General features: G+C 62.4%; 13 protein-coding genes. 8 read left to right on the plus strand and 5 right to left on the minus strand.

Going from position 1 to position 18,473, the window contains the following annotated elements:
- Positions 1-180 precede the first annotated feature (180 nt).
- Positions 181-489: a DUF982 domain-containing protein gene (locus tag FJ974_RS17510; protein WP_140534991.1), complete on the plus strand. Its 309-nt coding sequence runs from the start codon at positions 181-183 to the stop codon at positions 487-489.
- Between the two features lie 184 nt (positions 490-673).
- On the opposite strand, the gene FJ974_RS17515 is transcribed toward FJ974_RS17510, so the two are convergent.
- From FJ974_RS17515 to FJ974_RS17535, 5 genes are all read right to left on the minus strand, one after another.
- Positions 674-2,218, minus strand: a complete 1,545-nt coding sequence (locus tag FJ974_RS17515; RefSeq protein ID WP_140534989.1) for an HlyD family type I secretion periplasmic adaptor subunit — start codon at positions 2,216-2,218, stop codon at positions 674-676.
- Entirely contained in the window at positions 2,215-4,344 is a 2,130-nt protein-coding gene (locus tag FJ974_RS17520) for a type I secretion system permease/ATPase (RefSeq protein WP_181177195.1), read from the minus strand. The genes FJ974_RS17515 and FJ974_RS17520 overlap by 4 nt, the downstream gene beginning before the upstream one ends.
- Before the next feature lie 168 nt (positions 4,345-4,512).
- The gene (locus FJ974_RS17525; RefSeq protein ID WP_140534983.1) at positions 4,513-7,584 is read right to left on the minus strand and encodes a hypothetical protein; all 3,072 of its coding nucleotides are present in this window, start codon (positions 7,582-7,584) and stop codon (positions 4,513-4,515) included.
- A 15-nt stretch (positions 7,585-7,599) separates the two neighbouring features.
- Positions 7,600-7,902 carry a hypothetical protein gene (locus FJ974_RS17530; protein WP_140534980.1) on the minus strand — a complete coding sequence of 101 codons (303 nt, stop codon included), beginning with the start codon at positions 7,900-7,902 and terminating at the stop codon, positions 7,600-7,602.
- A gap of 527 nt (positions 7,903-8,429) precedes the next feature.
- Positions 8,430-8,852 (minus strand): hypothetical protein, encoded by a 423-nt coding sequence (locus tag FJ974_RS17535; protein WP_140534977.1) that lies wholly within the window; start codon positions 8,850-8,852, stop codon positions 8,430-8,432.
- Positions 8,853-9,475: 623 nt separating this feature from the next.
- On the opposite strand from FJ974_RS17535, the gene FJ974_RS17540 reads away from it, so the two are divergent.
- The 7 genes from FJ974_RS17540 (at position 9,476) to FJ974_RS17570 (ending at position 18,339) form a co-directional block, all read left to right on the plus strand.
- Positions 9,476-10,405, plus strand: coding sequence for a LysR family transcriptional regulator (locus FJ974_RS17540; RefSeq protein WP_140534974.1), 930 nt, complete (start codon positions 9,476-9,478; stop codon positions 10,403-10,405).
- A 183-nt stretch (positions 10,406-10,588) separates the two neighbouring features.
- The gene (locus tag FJ974_RS17545; protein WP_140534971.1) at positions 10,589-12,043 is read left to right on the plus strand and encodes a cytosine permease; all 1,455 of its coding nucleotides are present in this window, start codon (positions 10,589-10,591) and stop codon (positions 12,041-12,043) included.
- A 91-nt stretch (positions 12,044-12,134) separates the two neighbouring features.
- Positions 12,135-13,517, plus strand: coding sequence for an allantoinase AllB (gene allB / locus FJ974_RS17550; protein ID WP_140534968.1), 1,383 nt, complete (start codon positions 12,135-12,137; stop codon positions 13,515-13,517).
- Position 13,518: 1 nt separating this feature from the next.
- A complete protein-coding gene (locus FJ974_RS17555; protein WP_140534965.1) occupies positions 13,519-14,298 on the plus strand; it encodes an aspartate/glutamate racemase family protein in 780 nt (259 codons plus the stop codon).
- Positions 14,295-15,530 carry an allantoicase gene (gene alc, locus FJ974_RS17560; protein ID WP_210240712.1) on the plus strand — a complete coding sequence of 412 codons (1,236 nt, stop codon included), beginning with the start codon at positions 14,295-14,297 and terminating at the stop codon, positions 15,528-15,530. Before FJ974_RS17555 ends, alc begins: the two co-directional genes overlap by 4 nt.
- Before the next feature lie 977 nt (positions 15,531-16,507).
- Positions 16,508-17,656, plus strand: a complete 1,149-nt coding sequence (locus tag FJ974_RS17565) for a PAS domain-containing sensor histidine kinase (protein ID WP_140534962.1) — start codon at positions 16,508-16,510, stop codon at positions 17,654-17,656.
- A gap of 20 nt (positions 17,657-17,676) precedes the next feature.
- Entirely contained in the window at positions 17,677-18,339 is a 663-nt protein-coding gene (locus tag FJ974_RS17570) for a response regulator transcription factor (protein ID WP_226891628.1), read from the plus strand.
- Positions 18,340-18,473 lie beyond the last annotated feature (134 nt).

Here is an 18,473-nt window from a genome sequence, read left to right on the forward strand (position 1 = left end):
TCGTGACCCTGAAACAGGGATTGCATCGCCTGAGTCGGCTTGGCCTCAAGGGCGGCAGAATCACTGCCGATCGGTCCGCTGTCAAAAAATCTTTTTGACAAGAGCATTTTTTCGGAACCAAATCGCATGGCGGGCGTTTGGCATGGTTCGACTGCGGCGCGGTCGACCGGGAGGATAAATATGGATCGCTTGCATTTCTTTACCCCAGTGCGAATTGCGCGTGGGCAGGGACACCCTGTCGAGGAAATCGACAGTGTCCCCGAAGCAATGGTGTTCCTGCGAAAGTGGCCGACGGGAAGACGCGGCCCGGTATATCAATGTGCGCTGAATTGCTGCGCGGCGGCGATGTCGGGCAAGATGTCAGCCGAAGAAGCAAGAAAGGCTTTCACCGGCTTTGCCCGCATCACCCGACTGCTCGACGACGACATGGCGCTGCCGCTGGGCGGACCGTCCATGGACACCGACAACGTCTACGCCTTGCGGCGCTAGAACCGTCACGACCCTCCGGCGGCTGCCGGACACCGGGTTCACGAGGCGTTGGCCTTGAGGCCGACGTCTGGTGGTGTTTGTCTTTCATCGGCACCTGATCTGTCTATTCAATTCTCCTTGAAAGGGCGCGTGAGGGAAGCCTTGCCCGGCAAGTCCGCGCCGAACCCGTCAATCCGCCACTCCATCATCTCTCCTTGAAAGCCTCCGAAGCTGCTTTGGCGAGCGGCGAGAGCAGGTAGTCGATCACACGGCGACTGTCGGTTTTGATTTCCACGGTCACCGTCATACCCGGAGTCAGAGGGATCATCCCGCCGTTTATGTTCATCGCCTGCTCCTCGATCGTGATGGTGACCGGGAAGACGAAGCTCTGGGACTGCCCGGCCTGACTTGCGGGGGCGGCGGCCGCTGTATTGGCGGCGGCGGCTGCGTTGGCGAGCCCACGCTTGGCCTCTTGCTCCTCGACCGCTTCGGAGGCGACGCGGGTGACTTTGCCGTGCAACACGCCAAAACGGGTGAAAGGGAAGGCGTCGACCTTGATCGCCGCGCTCTGGCCGGGTTTGACGAAGCCGATGTCGAGGTTGGCGACGAGCGCCTCAACCTGCAGTGCCCCTTGTGTCGGCGCCACGACCAGGAGCTGCTGCCCGGTGGTCACGACCTGGCCGATCGTGGTCACGGCGATCTGTTGGGCGATGCCGTCGGCCGGTGAATAGAGCTTGGTACGCGCGAGGCGAGCGTCCGCCTTGACGACCGCCTGTTTTGCTTCGTCCGCCTTGCGGTCGGCGGTGGCGAGCTTGTTCTCGTTGTCGGCTACGAATTGCGAGAGCGTCATGATCTTCTCGCTCCCAAGCTCCTTCAGGGCGGCATCGGTCTCGATCAATTCCCCTTCGTCCGAGGCGAGCGACGATTGCGATTTTTCCAGCTGCTGCTTGGAGTCATAGAGATTGATCTTGCTGCCGACTTGACGATCGAGCGCCTCCTGGCGGGTGCCGACAAGCTGGATCAGCGTTTCGATCAACTTGTTCTGGTAGGCTATGCTCATATCGAGGCGCTGACGCGTCGCCTCCTTCTGCAAAATCTGCTTATCGAGGCTCTGCAAGGCGCCGGTGAGCTGGTTGAGATCGGCCGTCAGCACCGAAGCCTCGCGCAGGCGGACCGCCTCCGGCAGCTCGACGCCCCAGACGATTCGCGGCTCGGGGTCGGCGGCGGCTTGCGCCAGCTGCGCGACAATGACCTCGCCTGCGCTCGCCTCGCTCGATTTCGCTGGACCATCGAGCACGGCGCGCGCCGTCGCGATCGCGAAGCGCCGGCGCGCGATTTCGGCGAGGTTCGCATTGAGCTCGTCGCGCTGCGCGTTCTCCTCCGCCGCCGGTTCCGTGGAATCCAGCTCCAGGAGCAGATCTCCCGCCCTCACGTGCTGCCCGTTCTCGACATGTATTGAGGCGACCTTGCCGGGATCGAGCGGCTGTATCACCTTGGCGTGCCCGGCCGTGTCGATTTTGCCGGGCGCCACTGCGTGCACGTCGAGCCGCCCGTAGAACGACCAGGCGAGCGCGGCCGCGAAGAACACGCAGATCGTCAGCATCGTGACGACCGACAACGGCGGCGCCGGCGTTTCCAGGATTTCGATCGCCGCCGGCAGGAATTCGCGATCGCGGCCTGAGATGGCCAACGCGGGTTGGTTGACCGGATGCGGCGACGCCGCAGGGAGCGGCACGGTTCTTTGGTTCATGCTCCGGTCCCCGCTTGATCCGACTGCAGCGCCCAGAGCCGAGCGTAGAGGCCGCCTTTGCGCGCGAGGAGTTCCTCGTGGCTTCCGATCTCGACGACCTCGCCCCTTTCCATTCCCACGATGCGCGTGCACGGGCGAACCGCCGCCAGGCGATGGGCGATGATCAGCACCGTGCGGTCGCGTACGATCGCGCGCATATTCTCCTGGACGATGCGCTCGCTCTCGTAATCGAGCGCCGAGGTCGCTTCGTCGAAAATGAGGATACGTGGATTGGTGGCGAGCGCGCGGGCGATGGCGATGCGTTGGCGCTGTCCTCCCGAGAGATTGGCGCCGCGCTCCTCGATAATCGTGTCATAGCCCTGCGGCATCTGCGCGATGAATTCGTCGGCGCCGGCAAGCCTGGCCGCCTGAATCACCCACGCCCGCGGCACGGCGGGATCGCCGAGCGCGATGTTTTCGTGGATTGACCGGTTGAACAGGATGTTCTCCTGCAATACGACCCCGATCTGCCGGCGAAGCCATCCCGGATCGAGCTGGGCGATGTCGATGCCGTCGAGCATCACTTGGCCCGCCTGCGGCGAATAGAGCCGTTGCACCACCTTGACCAGCGTCGACTTGCCCGAGCCCGACGCGCCGACGAAGCCAATGACTTCGCCCGCGCCGATCGACAGCGTGACGTTGCGCAGGGCCTCGGCGGCGTCCGGCCGATAGCGCAGCGTCACGCCGCGCAGTTCGATCGCGCCCTTCGGGGGAGGCAGCGTCAGCAGGTTCTGGGGCACGGGTTCTGGCGGCGTGTTCAGGATGTCGCCGAGCCGCGCCACCGAAACCTGGACCTGCTGGAAGTCCTGCCAGAGCTGCGAGAGGCGAAGGATCGGCGCAACGACCTGGGAGGCGATCATGTTGAACGCGATCAACTCGCCGACCGTCATTGCGCCGTTGATCACCGCCTGCGCACCGAAGAGCAGGATCAGCGCCGTCGTCACCTTGCTCACATACTGGACGAGGTTCTGGCCGAGCGTGCCGGTGACACCGGCGTCGAACGAGGTGCGGACGTAGGACGCCAGCCGCTCCTCCCATTGCGCCTGCATCATCGGCTCGACGCTCGCCGCCTTCAGGGTCGGCGCTCCGACGATCGACTCGACAAGAAACTGCTGCGAGCGCGCGCCGCGGTTGAACTTCTCATTGATCTGCTCGCGAAAAATCGGGCGGATCAGCACCGCAATCAGCAGATAGACGGGGACCGTGCCGAGCACGACCAGCGTCAGTGTGGGCGAATAGATGAACATCACGACGAAGAAGACCAGTGTGAAGACGAGATCGAGCAGCGACGTCAGCCCCTGTCCGGTCAGGAAGTTGCGGATCGTCTCGAGCTCGCGCACGCGCGCCACCGTCTGGCCGGTCGCGCGCGTCTCGAAATAGGCGAGGGGCAGGCGAAACAGGTGATGGAACAGGCGCCGGCCGAGCTCGACATCCATCCGGTTGGTGGTGTGGCTCAGCGTGTAGGCGCGCAGGAATTGCAGGACCGACTCGAACAGTCCCAGCGTCACCAGGCCGACGATCAGCACTGTCAGGGTGGATACCCCCTTGTGCACCAGCACCTTGTCGACGATGAGCTGGAAGAACACCGGCGTGATAAGCGCGAACAGTTGCACGAAGAGCGACGCGAGCACGACCTGGGCGAGAGGCCGCCGGTAACGCAGGATCGAGGGCAAGAACCAGCGGAATCCGAAAGTTCTGGGGTTTGTGCCTGCCCCGCCAAGACGGCGCGTGACCAGCACGACCTCGCCCGATGAGAGCGCGGCAATGTCCTCGATCGGCAGCTCCCGGGCAATGCGGACGATCGGATCGAGCAGCCGCGCGAGCCCCTTCGTGGGGGAGGCCGCCAGGACGCCGAAGGTGCCGTCCTTGAGGCCGATCAGCGCGGGATAGGGAACGGCGGCGAGGCGCTTGGTCTTGATGCGGCGTAGGATGCGCGAGCGCAGCTCCAGGATATTGGCGCCGCGGACGATATCCTCGGCGGCGGCGAATCGCCCCGTCAGCGCGAGCTGATGACGCATTTGCGCCGGGTCGGCGGCGATGCGGTAGTATCCCGCGATCACCGCCAGCCCGGCCAGGCCGGAGTCCATCGGCGTGAACGGCGGCGGCGCGGGTTCGACCCTGGACAGCTCGGCTGGGCCGCGCGCTGCCTCGGGCGGCTCGACCTCAGCGGTCGCGTCGGTCATGTCGCTGTTCGCTTGGTCCACTGCCACCCCCAAAAAGGGCCGAGCCGGGTCCCCGGCTCGGCCGAAGCATCCCTAAACGGTAGGCGCCGTCAGGTTGATGTTGAGTTTGCCTGTCCCTGCCTCCGTGAGGTTGGTGATCGATCCGCTATTGAACGCGTCGTAGTCCTGTAGCGCCAGGTCGAAGGCCATGCTGATGGGCTGGCCGGCGCTGAAGGTCGAGACCGACACCGCGCCCATGTCGAACGAGTCCTTGTTGCCATAGACAGTGCCGATGTTGGTCGCCAGCAGGCGATCGAAGCCGGTGGCCGTGCTGACGAGGATAAACTCGCCCGGCGCCAGCTTCAGACCTGTCAGATCGACACCGCTGCTATCGCCCGTTGGCGCGAAGTGCGCCGTCACGGTCTGGCTGACGCCGCCTACGCTGAAGGTCTTTTGCTGCCCGTCAGCGGTGAAATCGGCGAGTTCGGCGGTGATGTGACCACTGCTGTCCTCGGTGACGATCTTGACGTCGGTGATTGCCTCATGCGTGGCGCTCGTATCGGTGGGGAATGCCCCTCCAGGCTGAAGCTGCGTCCCCTGCGGGACCTCGTAGGCGTCGAGGCGGATGTCGACGGTCTTTCCATTCGGACTGACTTGGCTAAGCGTGAAGCCCGAGTTGTTGACCTCGTAGTGATCGGCATAGCCGAGCGTGTTTAAGTGCTTCAGGTCGGTGGTGGTGGTGATCGAGTGGACATTGTCGACGAAGTCGAGGCGGATGGCCTTGCCTGGCGCCACGGCCTGCTTGTCCGTGCCGACGCCGATCGAGCTCGGATTGACCGTATCGACGCTCGGGTTGAGCCCGGTGAAGATGACCGACTTGCCGGGGCTGACGGGTTGTTTGGTCGTCGGGTTGAACGGCAGCGAGAACCAAGCGTAGTTGCCGGCCGGCACGTCCGCGAAGTCGCTGAAGGTAAAGCTCGAGCCGTTCCCGATCGCCTGGAGCATATTGTAGTTGTATGTGCCGGCGTCGGGATCGAGGGTGATTGTGAACACATCGTCCGCCGCATTGATGCCGGTCGGATCGGTTGTCGCCGTCAGCGTGCCGGTGCCGAATCCGAACAGGTAGATATCGTTCCCCCCCGCTTGCAGGTTCGTAGCCGCGCCCCCGTCGAGTTGGCCCGTCAGCTTCGAGCCGTCCGTGCCGCTGAAGGACAAATCGCCGAAGCCGTCGGCGCCGGCGTGTTCCTTGATGGTGAGCGACGAATTTGGATCGACGGTCCCGTCGGCCAAATCCGTGTTGATCAGACTGCCGGTAAAGTGCGAGCCGGCGGCGTCCTGCACATTATCCGCGCTGACGATCGCCTCCGGATTGAAATCCGCCGGCACGTCGTCGGTGATCGTCACCGTCAGCGCGCCCGTGGCCGCGGTGGCCGTATCGCCGGCCGCGAAGTTACCGTCGGCGTCGGTCGCCAGGACCAGCCCGCTGAAGTCAATCGTGGTGTTGCTGGAGTCGTCCGCGCCCGGTGCGTGATCGACCGGCGCCGAGAGCGTGAAGTTAAAGTTTCCGCTCGTGTCCAATGTCAGCGTGAACACCGTCGCGCCGCCTGATCCGGTCGCGGTGAGGCTCGCCCCGTCGATCGAGACGCTATAGGCCAGTGCCGTGCCGTGCGACGAAAGGTTTTGGCTCGTCAGGCTCGAATAGTCGGCCGACAGCTTGTAGGAGAGCGGCGTGTCGGTGCCGGGTATGAACAGGGTCGTCACCGAGCCGGTCGCCGTCGCGCTGCCGTCCTTGTCCGGAAGGAGATTGGCCGACAGCGCGTCTTCGTCGACCGCCTTCGTTACCGTGTTGCCGCTCGCGCTCGGCACGCTGTCCTCGAAGATGATGTGCGAGCCGACTTCCTGGGTATCGGTGGTGGTCGTTGTCTGCGTTTGCGTTTGCGTGACGTTGAGAATGTCGAAGCCCGGATTGTTGCCGGTGCCTGTGACGTTTTTGGCCACGAACTGGTCGAACTGCGCGCCATTGGCCGCAAAGAAGTCGACTGTCTCGTTGACGGTCAGGTGGTTGACGGTCACGATGCCGTTGTTGAAGCTGAAAGTTATTCCGTTGTTGAGGTTGGGCGCCCGCGCCGAATCGGCAATCAGGGTCCCACCAACACCGCCGGTCCAGACCTTGACCTCCACGATCGCCACCAGGTTGGTAGACGTGCTCGTGTACGCCCCGTTGAACGTGCCGTTGCCCTCGTCCTGGGCGATGATCTGCACGTTAACGAAACTGCCGGTGGGGGTCACCTGGCTGATGTCGAACGTCGCCTCGTTTCCTTCGAGATAGACGAGATTGTGGAGTGAACTGTCGGTGAGAAACGTTTTGTCCTTAGTGGAACCGCCCGAGAAGCTCGAGACGAAATCGAAGCGCAGCGCCCCGCCGGGAGTGATCGACTGGGTGTTGCTGCCGTCACCTACCGAACTGGTGTTGACGGTGTCGGGACTGGACGTGCTCGCGTCGAGCCCGGTCACGAGGACCGTCGCCGTTCCGGTGCTGTTCATGAACGGCAGCCAATAGTTTTGTCCGGGCATCTTGGTGCCGATGTTGAATGATGAGGTCGTGGTGGAACTGGAGGACCCGCTGACGTAGACGAGGCTGGAGAGATCGAGGGTGTTGACGTCCTCGCCCGCCGCGGGGTTCGTGTTGGTGAGCGCCTCGTACTGCACGACCCAGATCGTGGCGCCGCCGCTCGTCGGCTGCAGCAGGAGCGCGAAGGCGACCGTGCCGGTGTTCGCCTCTTTGCCGAGTACGATGTGGGGATTGCTCGGATCGGAATAGAGGAGGATCTCGTTGCCATCGAGGGCTGTGATGCCGGTAGGGACGCCGTTCAGCGCCCCGCCGCTGCTGTCGGTGAACTGCAAATTCTGGTCGGTCGTGCTGACGATCGCGTCCTCGGAGATGCCGATCGCCGTGGTCGTGCCATTGGCGCCGTTCGTCGTTGTATCTGGATAAATGCCGAGCACCTTGAGCTCGGCGCCAATCGAGGATGAGGTGGAAATGCTGTTCTGAAAGGCGGATAGCGTGACGTTGTCGTCGGCATCGGTGGCGTCGCTGTCCGTCGCAAGAGTTGTCAGTCCTAGGTTTTCGTCCTCAATGACGTTGCCGGTGATGGTAAGTGACATGGTGTACCTCCCTGCTCAGCGGCTAATGCGCCGCGATGTTCCCGTTTTGCTGTCGTGATTTCCGATGATCACTGAACCCGTCCAGGCGGATAGGGCGGCGACGGAGGTGATGGTTTTCCCCGCGCTTGCTGTTGCCTGAACGAAGTCGGCCTGGAAAGCGATCTCCAGTGAACTCAGTCGGCCCAGACCGTCGCGACTTAGAAGATATTGCAGCGTGGTGTTGGCGCTGTCCGGCGCAACGGACAGATCAACATCGTCGTCCGTAAGGTCGGTCGGTTCGTCGACGACGATGTCTTGGGCCAGGATGTCCCGCGCCATCGAGATTCTCCCTGGTTTCAATGCGACAGGCGCGAAATCAGCCCCAACGCTGGCAACCGGGCGCACGGACGCGCATCCGCTGGCTGTGCCAGCGCTACGCGTCATCATTGAAAGAAACTTGGAGTGGTGAGTTGGCTTACGGGGTAGAGGGTGTTGAAGGGGCCGCCGCTCCCCCGCTCCGTGCCCCGTCAGCATTGTCGGGAGGATGCGTCCTGTGCGCATCGGCAATCCGCCCACGGCGGACACCGAGGATCAATGATAATGAGGGCATACTAACCGCCCCTCCCCAACAGGCATGACTGCCTGTACGCCTCCACAGCTCATATTATGAGCAGCTAAAGTTTACTCTTATTTGTGGAAAGTTCAAACTGGACTATTGATTTTTTAATAACTATGTGACTTGGGAAAATGGTCCCTGTCGGGGGGGACCTTTGTCCCTGCCATCGGAAGTATCTGAAAATAAAAGAAAATACGGAAAATCACGCTGACAGATTTGATTATGACACCGGCGACAGCATTGAATAGGCTCATGCAGACGACGCTCGCAATAGCACCAATGATGGACTGGACAGACAAGTAAATAAAATCAGATGGTTATGAGAGCACGTGTGCAAAAATCGCACATGAAAGTTCTGCTTCTCTTCTTTTTTCGTTCCTACGACGGAGCCGCCGACATTCCTTTTTAACGCTCTTCTGCCGACGATATTGACCGCTCCATGCGGATGTTCGCTGCGACATCCGTGGGCCTCGTTGTCCTCTGGGGCGTCCAGTTTGCCTGGGGAACTTTCGGACCCGAGTGCGGTGAGAAACGCGGAAATTGTGGTCGTCATGATTTTCTCCAAGGCAAGCAGCGACGAGGGGCTGCAATATTGCCGCGATAACCTTTGTTGGCGTTGTGGTTTCTGGGTCTTGGGAAAAATTGCTGTGTTGCCGCTATCGATGCCGGTCATCCTCCCACACCGCGTCCTTGATGCAGCGGATTCATCGCCTAGTTAATTCCGTGGGCGCCGTAGTCGCGAGTTTTTGCCTAGGGGCAGCGGCAGTTTCGACGTTCTGACCGTATGCCTCGGAAGGACGGCTGGGCCGAGGCGCCTTGGAGGTTGCCGTGCGTCAATTCCTTGGATTCAGCTTGGCCTATTTTTGCATTCGCTTGCTCGATTGCGGTAGCTTGCGCAGGAACTGCAGCCGCCGGCCAGCACGGCGGAGGACATGACGCTGGCCATCAGGGTAATGATGAAGGTCATGGAGGTCATGGCAGCCATCACAGCAATGGCGGGGCGGTTTTTTTGCGTTGGAAGGGCACGGAATCACCGCGGCGCGCCCGAGGGTGATCACCCAGCGCATCCGGGACGGACGGCTCTGCACGAACATCGGCAACGTGTCGGCCCTCGACGAGGCGGGGGCACGGCAGATACGGCAGCTTGCAGCTCGCTCGGGTCCAGGCCCGACGGTCCGGTAACGCCCCGACGTCTTCGCTTGAAGACAAAGGGCTTTGCCGGCTCCGAGAATATCGGCTTAACTTGCCGCGTCTTGCCGCAAGGGGCGGCCGGCGAAGTGGTTTCGGGAGCGTGCGTTGGGGCGCAGACAGTCGGATCAAGCAGTTCTCGGACCGCAATTCGCCAGGAATCTCGACTGGAACCTGCTGAAGTTTTTCCATGAGATCGCGTGCGCCCGCTCGGTGACCAGGGCGGCGCAGGAGCTCAACCGCAAACAGCCGGCGCTGAGCCTTGCGTTGCGGCGCCTCGAGGAAAGGCTTGGCGTTACGCTCTGCCATCGTGGCCCGACCGGCTTCGAACTGACGGAGGAGGGTCGCATCCTTGCCGAGCGCTGCCGGGAATTCGCCGGCGCGATCCGTGAAATCCCGGCGAAGCTCTCGGACGTCAAGTCTGAGATTCGTGGACATTTGCGGGTGATGCTGGTCTCCAATCTTGTCGCGCCGGCCCTTGATGAGGCGATCGCCGCCTTCCATGCCAAATATCCGGCTGTCGAACTGATCGTCGAGGTCGCAGCCTGGACCGAAGTGGTCAACTCGCTCATTCAGCACAGGATCGACGTCGGCATCTCGCCTTCGCGGGTGAAGCGCGCAGAGCTCGCCTATCTTCACCTCTTCACCGAGATCCACCGGCCCTATTGCGGCAGGGCGCACAGGCTGTTTGGCAAGAGCGTTGCCGATCCGGGCGATCTGGCGCGAGAAGCGTTCGTGCTGACCGGCGCCGACGAGGGCGACGAGCTCACTCAGTTTCGGCTCGAGCATGGCTTCGGCCGCAACATCGCCGGCATGTCCGATCATCTCGAGGAAGCCAAGCGGCTGGCGATCCTCGGCGTCGGCCTCTGCTTCCTGCCGGAAGGCTACGCGCAAACCGATGTCGAGGCCGGGCGGCTGTGGCCACTGATCGCCGGCCCCGACGTGCCTCGCAACGACATCTTCATCGTCACCGATCCGCAAAGCCCGGCCCACATCGGGCGTGACCTTTTCATCGGCGAGATCGTCGAGCAGACGTAGCCGGGCAAAGAGGAGGCATTGATCCGATTAATGCTTAACGTTCGATCTTTGGGCGTTGAAGGGAAGAAGTTGGGGTTTCATGGTCAAGCGTGGCGACGTTGCATCGGTCCCGTTGATGCTGCCGCAAGGCGAAGACGGGCGGGCATGTCGACCAGGGGAACACCTCGCAAAGGGGATACTGAGATGACCTTGCAAACACCGACTTCGCCCAGGCAGCCATTGCCTGGCGAGGCGCAGCCGGCGATTGCCGACAGCGTCGAGACCATCCTGTCCGTCACCGAGGCGGATATTGCCGACTATACCGAATCGGTGGTGCCGCAGGAAAAGCGGCGCTCCAACTTCCGCATGCTGGCGCAGTTCCTGTCGATGCAGGCGGTGTTCGGCACCGTGCTGGTCGGCTATGGCGCGCGTTTCCAGGGGCTGACGCTTTCCGAGCTGACTGTGGCGATGCTGATCGCCGCCACCGTCATGAGCCTCTATTGCATCGGCTCGGCCAACGCCGGCGCCACCACGGGCCAGACCCATTCAGTCATGGCGCGCAGCATCTTTGGTACCATCGGCAGCGGCCTCGTCTCGCTGCTTCTGATCGTCAACGGCATGGCCTTCTACCTGTTCACGGTGAAATTCATCATCGACATCGCCGGCGGACTAATGACCGTCCCGGCGGTCGGCGCGATCACCGCGCTGCTGGCGGTGGTGATGATCGTCAACACCTATTTCGGCTTCGAGGGCGTGCAGCGCTTCGCCCAGTTCGTAGCCGTGCCGGTGATCCTGATCTGGGGCGTTTTCGCCACCATCCTCGCCTTCACCACCGTCTCCAGCAATGTGCTCGCTGCGGTGCCGCATGTCGACAGCAAGACCGCCATGATCATGGTCATCGGCAGCATGGTCGGCCTCTCGACCTGGGGCAACGAGCCCGACTTCTTCCGCTACGCCAAGGCCGGCCGCGCTTCTTGGTGGAACATCCCGACCATCGTGATTTCCTATCTGGTCGGCGCGCTGCTCTTCCCGGTCATGGGCTACATGATCGCGGCGCTCTCCAACCAGCCCGATTTCGGTCCGAGCATCAGCTATTTCGTCAATTTCACGATGTTCGGCAGCGCGCTGCTCGGCATCGCCGTCATCGTCATCAACCAATGGGCGGTGCAGGACGGCAACCTCTATATCGCAGTCAACGGTGCCCAGAACGTGCTGTCCGGCATTCGCGGCTGGAAGCGCCAGTACACGGTCGTCGGCCTCGGCCTAATCGCCGCCGTGCTGACTTTCTACCTGCCCAATCTCCAGGATACGTTCAACCTGACTACCAGCATCGGCTCCAGCACCGTCCCGGTCGCCAGCACGATCATGGCGATCGACCTGTTTCTGCTGCCTTGGCTGTTCGGCATCAAGCGGCCGATGTATCGCGTCGCCAACTGGAGCGAGCTCGGCATCGCTAACTGGCCGGGGGTCATCGCGCTTGCCGCCGGCACGCTGGTCGGCGTCTACACCGCCGGCCTGATTCCGGCGCTCAACAGCGACTATATCGGCTTCCCGGCCTTGCAGGCCTGGCTGACCGGCGCGGTCGTCTATCTGATCGGCGTGACGCTGGTCCACAAGCGGGCCGACGTGAAGGCTCTGCTCGGCTTCGCCCGCATCTGAAATGCAATTTGTCCGGAGGCTGTAGTCAGCTTCCGGACAGGGATCCAAGCTCCAGCGTCCGTTGCGGCAGGCCGCACGGGGAGGAATTGCCATGACATCCCTCGATCTCCTCATCCGCGCCCCACGCGCCATCCTTCCCGAAGGCGAGCGTGCCGTGTCGGTCGGCGTCATCGGCGGCAAGATCGTCCGTCTCGCCGCGCTTGACGCTCCGGCCAACGCCCGCGAAACCGTCACCCTAGATGCCGACACGGTGCTTTTGCCCGGTCTCGTAGATAGCCACGTCCATATTTGCGAACCCGGCAACACCGGATGGGAAGGCTTTCTGACCGCGACCCGCGCGGCGGCGGCCGGCGGCGTCACCACGCTGGTCGACATGCCGCTGGACAGCGTGCCGACCACCGTGACGCTCGAGGCATTTGCCGCCAAACGTGAGGCCGCCGACGGTCAGTGCCATGTCGATGTCGGCTTCTGGGGCGGCGCCATCCCGTCGAACCTCGACGACCTGCCGAGGCTGCATGAGGCCGGCGTGCTCGGCTTCAAGTCTTTCCTCTGCGATACTGGCACTGATGATTTCCCGGGCATCACGCCCGGGCATATGCGCAAGGTGATGGACGTCGTCGCCGGCCTGGGCTCGCTCTTCATCGTCCACGCCGAGAGCGCCGACGTAATCGCCGCGATGCCGGAGGGCCACACCCGCCACTATGCCGACTACCTCGCCTCGCGCCCCAAAGGCGTCGAAAACCTGGCGATCGCCGAGGTGATCGAAGCGGCCCGCGCCAGTGGCGCGCGCGCGCATATCCTGCATCTCTCCAGCGCGGACGCGCTCCCGATGATCGCTTCCGCAATCGCTGATGGTGTCAGGCTCAGCGTCGAGACCTGCCCGCACTACCTCGCGCTCTGCGCGGAGGAGGTCGGCGACGGCGAGACCGCGGCCAAGGTCGGCCCGCCGGTGCGCGAAGCCGTCAACCGTGAGAGGCTCTGGAGCGGCGTCGGGGAGGGCACGATCAGCATGATCGTCTCGGACCATTCGCCCTGCACGCCTGAGATGAAGGAACTGGCCTCTGGCGATTTCGGCGCCGCCTGGGGCGGCATCTCCTCGCTGCAGCTCGGCCTGCCGGTGACCTGGAGCGAGGCGCGCAAGCGCGGCCATTCGCTGGCCGACGTCGTTCGCTGGATGGCCGAGCGTCCCGCCGCGCTCGCAGGCCTTCCGCATAAGGGCCGCATCGCGACCGGTTGCGACGCCGACTTCACACTGTTTTCACCCGATGCCGAATTCGTCGTCGATGCGGCCAGCCTCCATCACCGCCATCCGATCACCCCCTATGCCGGCAGGACACTGAGCGGCGTAGTGCAGGAAACCTTCCTGCGCGGCCAGCGCATCGACCTCTTCGGCCGCCCGATGGGCGAACTGATCGCCAGAAAAGCGCAGGCCGGAGGAACAAGCCGGATGCAGCAATTGAGAAGGAGTGCCTGAGATGAAGATCCTTGTCGTCAACGTCAACACCAGCCAGTCAATGTCCGATGTCATCGACGCGGCCGCCAAGACCGCCGCGTCCGCCGGCACCGACATCGTCACGCTGACGCCCTTCTTCGGGCCCGAAGCGGTGGACTGCAACTTCGAGAGCTATATTTCTGCCGTCGCCGTCATGGACCGCGTGCTTGCCTATGACGAACCGTTCGATGCCGTGGTCATGGCCGGCTTCGGCGAGCATGGTCGCGATGGGCTGCAGGAACTGATCGAGCAGCCGGTGATCGAGATCTGCGAGGCCTCCGCCCATATGGCGATGATGATCGGCCGCAGCTATTCGGTTGTCACCACCTTGCAGCGTTCGGTGCCGCCGATCGAGGATAGGCTGCGGCTCTCCGGCCTTGCCGACCGCTGCGCCTCGGTGCGCGCCAACGGCATGACCACGCTGGAGGTCGATCAGGATCCCGCCGGCGCCATGCGTTCCATTGTCGAGGAGGCGCGCAAGGCGGTCGCGCAGGACCATGCCGAGGTGATCTGTCTTGGCTGCGCCGGCATGGCCGGCTTGGAGGAAGCGATCACCACCGAGCTTGGCGTGCCCGTAGTCGATGGTGTGGCCGCCGCTGTGCGGCTCGCCGAGGCAGTCGTCGGCCTTGGGCTCAAGACCAGCAAGGTCTCGACCTATGCGAAGCCGGATGCGAAGCGCATCGACGGCTGGCCCCTGTCGGAGGCGTTGGGGTTGAGACCGCGTTCGTCGGGGCTGGCGCTGCGCGCGGGAGGCCGGCGATGAACATGATCGAGAAAGGCTCGGCGCATGACGCCTACGCCATGCCCGAGCTGAAGGAGGATTTTGTTGCGGAGGTCGATCTTGCCTCGCGCTGGCTGGGCGGCAGCGTGCTCGCCGCGAGCGACGAATCCTTCGGTGAGAAGGAGAGCCTGCTCACGCCGACGCCCTCGGCTTTCGTCCCGGGCAATTACGGACCGCGCGGCGAGATCGTCGACGGCTGGGAGACGAAGCGGCGGCGCGAGCCCGGCCACGATTGGGCGCTGATCAGGCTGGGTGCGGCCGGCATCATCACCGGGATCGATGTCGATACGTCCTTCTTCACCGGCAATTTCCCGACCACGTGCCGCATTGAGGCCTGCGGCGTCGAGGGCTATCCAAGCCCGAAGGCGTTGCAGTCGGCCGACACCGAATGGATCGAGATCGTGCCGCGCTCGCCGGTCAAGGGCGACGCGCACAACCGCTTCGACGTCTCCGACCGCCGCCGCTTCACCCATGTGCGTATCTCCGCCTTTCCGGACGGCGGCATCGCCAGGCTGCGCGTCTACGGCCATGTGGTGCCGGACCCGCGTGTCTTCGACGGGCTTACCGTCGACCTTGCCAACCAGGACCATGGCGGCCAGGTGGTGACGAGCAGCGACGGTTTCTACACCTCGGCCGCGATGCTTAACCGCCCCGACAAGGCACGCAACATGGGCGACGGTTGGGAAACGCGCCGCCGTCGCGACGACGGCAACGACCATGCCGTCATACGTTTGGCGCTGCCGGGGCATGTCAGGCTGGTCGAGATCGACACAGCGCATTTCAAATACAACGCCTCCGCCGAGGTGGCGCTCTCCGGTGCGGGAGAGGCGCTGCCCGGCGGCGACGATGGCTGGCGGCCGTTGCTTTCCCGCCGGCCTCTGCAGCCGGACACGCGCCATGTTTTTCGCGTGGCGCAAACGAGGGAGCGAGTTTCCTACATCCGGCTCGACGCCTACCCCGATGGCGGCATCTCGCGGGTGAGATTGTGGGGCAAGGTCGACCCCGCCGCGCGTCTCACATCTGGTTATCGCTGGTTCAACACGCTGCCGACAGGGCAGGCTAGGCAGGTGCTTGCGGAGCAGGGTGTCTCTGGCGACCTCGCGGAACAGTTGATCGCTGCACGACCACTCACCGAGGAGATCAGGGTTTCCTTTCACAGCGCGGATCTAGCCGGCCTGTGGACGATGCTAGAGGGACGATTCGATGAGAGATGACCGGGTCGTCGGTGGCTTTAAGGCGCTGCGGCGACTGATGTTCGCAGCAATGCAGTTTCGTTTCGGGCAATTCGCAAAGCGCGGGTAGTTGCGGTCCGTTCCGTATTCCGACTGGGTGTCGCAGAAATTTCGTACCTTCTGCATAGCGACTTCGGTCGAATTGCGCGGGTACATGAGGGACGCTGGGTACCCCATGTGCAGTGGTGCAAACTTGATCGAAGTTTTTCTGGGGGTTCGACTCGGTAGAGCGCTACCGCCAATACAGCGCCGTTGTCGAAATCGTCTGCTAGCTAGCGGAACCTTCGCGGTGAGATGGTTACTCATGCCGTGCGGCGGCCGGCGAACGATGAAGTGGGCAATTCGTTTTCGCTGTGGCCTGTCTTGAGATTCAGCCTCGCTGGGGGACGGCTGCATGCGGGCCGCAACGCGACCACCATCCCCTCTGAGTGCTTTCAGCAGGATGTCACGGTTGATATGTGACGGTGAGAACCCCCCTCCGGGGTACGGCGATCGTGCTGGTTTCGAGTTGGGGCCAGATCCACAAGCCGGGGAGATGACCCTCCGAGACAGGACGTCAGCTTCCGAACTTAAATGTTCTACTCCGGACCGCAGAAGCTCACGCGCCTCGCTAGTTTTGGGGACGCCAGCGCCGCCGTCTTGGCGCCGAAGCCGGCGCTCTGCATTCGTCGTGCGACCAACGTTCACGCAATCGTGTACATTGTGCTCCTGTGAATCCGATAGGCTGCACACGATCCACCCCCGGATCATCTGGGCGACGAGGTCCCACCTTTGTGCCCTGACAAAGACCCCGCTGGCCCCGGCCGGCGGGGACTTATGCTTTATTTCCCAGTATTACCAGTTAAAATTCTATATACTTCTACCATCCGCGTTGGAGCCTGTCCGGTATTATGAACGGCAGTATTGCGGCCGTCATTTTTCGCCTTTATTATTAGACCTCAGTTAATTAGGTCCTCGGCATGTATGATCGCTCGTCCAATAGGATTGTCGCCGAGCTGCCGGGAGGCCTCGACGCACGATTCTGCGAAGTGATGAACACGGCACCGGTCATGATCTGGGTGTCCGGCCAAGACAGGCTCTGCAGTTGGTTCAACCGTCCCTGGCTCACATTCACAGGCCGCAGTATTGAGCAGGAGCTAGGGATCGGTTGGACGGAAGGAGTGCACCAAGACGACTTAGGTCGTTGCCTGCATATCTACACCAGCCACTTCGATGATCGGAAAGAATTCCGAATGGAGTATCGCCTCCAGCGATATGACGGCGTCTACCGCTGGATCGACGATACCGGAATTCCCCGCTACGATCGGCAGGGTACGTTTCAGGGGTATATCGGCTCCTGCGTCGACATCCAGGAACGACGGCAGGCGCTAGGCGAAATGCGCGTTCACCTGCTTGAGGTCGCTGACTTGAACCGCAGTGCTGACGCTGCGATGCTATCTGCTGCAATTTCGCACGAACTGAACCAACCCTTGGCTGCGATCATGGCCAACGCCGAGGCTGCGGGGATACTCCTCGAGGCAAGCCAACCTGATCTGGATCAGGTCAAAGAAATCCTTTCCGACATTCGCCGGGACGATAAGCGTGCAGCGGACGTGATCAGCCATATGCGGCGGTTCCTCAAAAAGAATGATATTGGATTTCATGACATCGACTTGAACGAAACTGTGCACGTGGTGCGCGAAATTCTCGGGCCCTACGCGACGGCCAAAGCTGTTGTGTTGAGTGTCGCCTGGGAGGTGGGTCCGTTGACAGTCCGTGCTGATCCAATTCAGCTGCAGCAAGTCGTCTTGAATCTGGCTCTGAACGGCGTGGAAGCAATCGGCGGATCTCCTTTTCGCGCGTCAACACTTACAATCCTGACAACCCGCGTCGACGCACACACAGCTGAAATCTCCGTCGCGGATTCCGGCATCGGCATTCCGGCTGACAGACTGGAACTTATTTTCGAGCCATTCTTCACGACCAAAAAAGAGGGGACGGGCCTGGGACTGTCCATCGCCCGCGCGATCGTGGAAAATCATGGAGGGAAGATATGGGCCGAGAATTTGCAGGAGGGGGGAGCGATGTTTCGCTTAACCCTTCCGTTGGCCACCGCACCACCGGGGTAGCCGCCCGGCCACCGGCCGTCATCCATGTTGTCGATGACGACGCGTACTTCCGCACTGCTGTCGGCCGTCTGCTTCAAGCCTTCGGGCTGGAGGCCGCTCTTTACGAGTCGGGGACACAATTTTTGGAGCGGCTGCCTAGGGATGCACGGGGCTGCATTCTGCTTGACGTCGAAATGCCTGGTCTGGACGGGCTGGAACTTCAAGATCGGATTGCAAAGGGAGGATGCATGCTCCCGATACTCTTTTTGACCGCCCACGGTGACATTCCGATGAGTGTGCGGGCAACCAAGGCAGGCGCAGAGGACTTCCTGCTAAAGCCTATCTCAAAAGAACCGCTTGTGGCAGCCATCCGGCGGGCGCTTCGGCGATGCGAGGCGGAACAGGAGCATCATGATAAACTCGGCGCGTTACGGCGACTTGTCGATACTTTGACGCCCAGGGAAAAGGCGGTCTTCGCGCTGGTCATTCGCGGCAAGCTCAACAAACAGATTGCGTTTGAGATGCGCACTTCGGTGCGTACCGTGAAGGCGCATCGCCATGAAGTCATGTTCAAGCTTCAGGTCCGATCGGTTGCAGAGTTGGTTGCGTCCGCCGGCACCTTGGCTGCCGCCGGCATTACCGTTGGTTCTGGCGACTGGTTCACGCCTGACTTGAAGCAGAAGTTCGCACCCATGATGCTATAGCCGACCTGCACACGTGCAGCAGAGGTCTCAGTCAAATTCGGCCCCCAGGTACAATATCGGAGCGGCTGACCGGGCCTTAAGGTTTGATGGGTAATACATCTGCCGCCGAACTCTCGTCCCTCGCGGCGCGCGCT

This window comes from Mesorhizobium sp. B1-1-8 (assembly GCF_006442795.2).
In the GTDB taxonomy this organism is placed as follows: Bacteria; Pseudomonadota; Alphaproteobacteria; order Rhizobiales; family Rhizobiaceae; genus Mesorhizobium.

Coding starts and splice junctions, on each gene's coding strand:
- FJ974_RS17565 (WP_140534962.1), top strand. CDS start 16,508: ATGTATGATCGCTCGTCCAATAGGATTGTCGCCGAGCTGCCGGGAGGC.
- FJ974_RS17555 (WP_140534965.1), top strand. CDS start 13,519: ATGAAGATCCTTGTCGTCAACGTCAACACCAGCCAGTCAATGTCCGAT.
- allB (WP_140534968.1), top strand. CDS start 12,135: ATGACATCCCTCGATCTCCTCATCCGCGCCCCACGCGCCATCCTTCCC.
- FJ974_RS17545 (WP_140534971.1), top strand. CDS start 10,589: ATGACCTTGCAAACACCGACTTCGCCCAGGCAGCCATTGCCTGGCGAG.
- FJ974_RS17520 (WP_181177195.1), bottom strand. CDS start 4,344: ATGGACTCCGGCCTGGCCGGGCTGGCGGTGATCGCGGGATACTACCGC.
- FJ974_RS17510 (WP_140534991.1), top strand. CDS start 181: ATGGATCGCTTGCATTTCTTTACCCCAGTGCGAATTGCGCGTGGGCAG.
- FJ974_RS17515 (WP_140534989.1), bottom strand. CDS start 2,218: ATGAACCAAAGAACCGTGCCGCTCCCTGCGGCGTCGCCGCATCCGGTC.
- FJ974_RS17525 (WP_140534983.1), bottom strand. CDS start 7,584: ATGTCACTTACCATCACCGGCAACGTCATTGAGGACGAAAACCTAGGA.
- FJ974_RS17535 (WP_140534977.1), bottom strand. CDS start 8,852: ATGACCGGCATCGATAGCGGCAACACAGCAATTTTTCCCAAGACCCAG.
- FJ974_RS17530 (WP_140534980.1), bottom strand. CDS start 7,902: ATGGCGCGGGACATCCTGGCCCAAGACATCGTCGTCGACGAACCGACC.
- alc (WP_210240712.1), top strand. CDS start 14,295: ATGAACATGATCGAGAAAGGCTCGGCGCATGACGCCTACGCCATGCCC.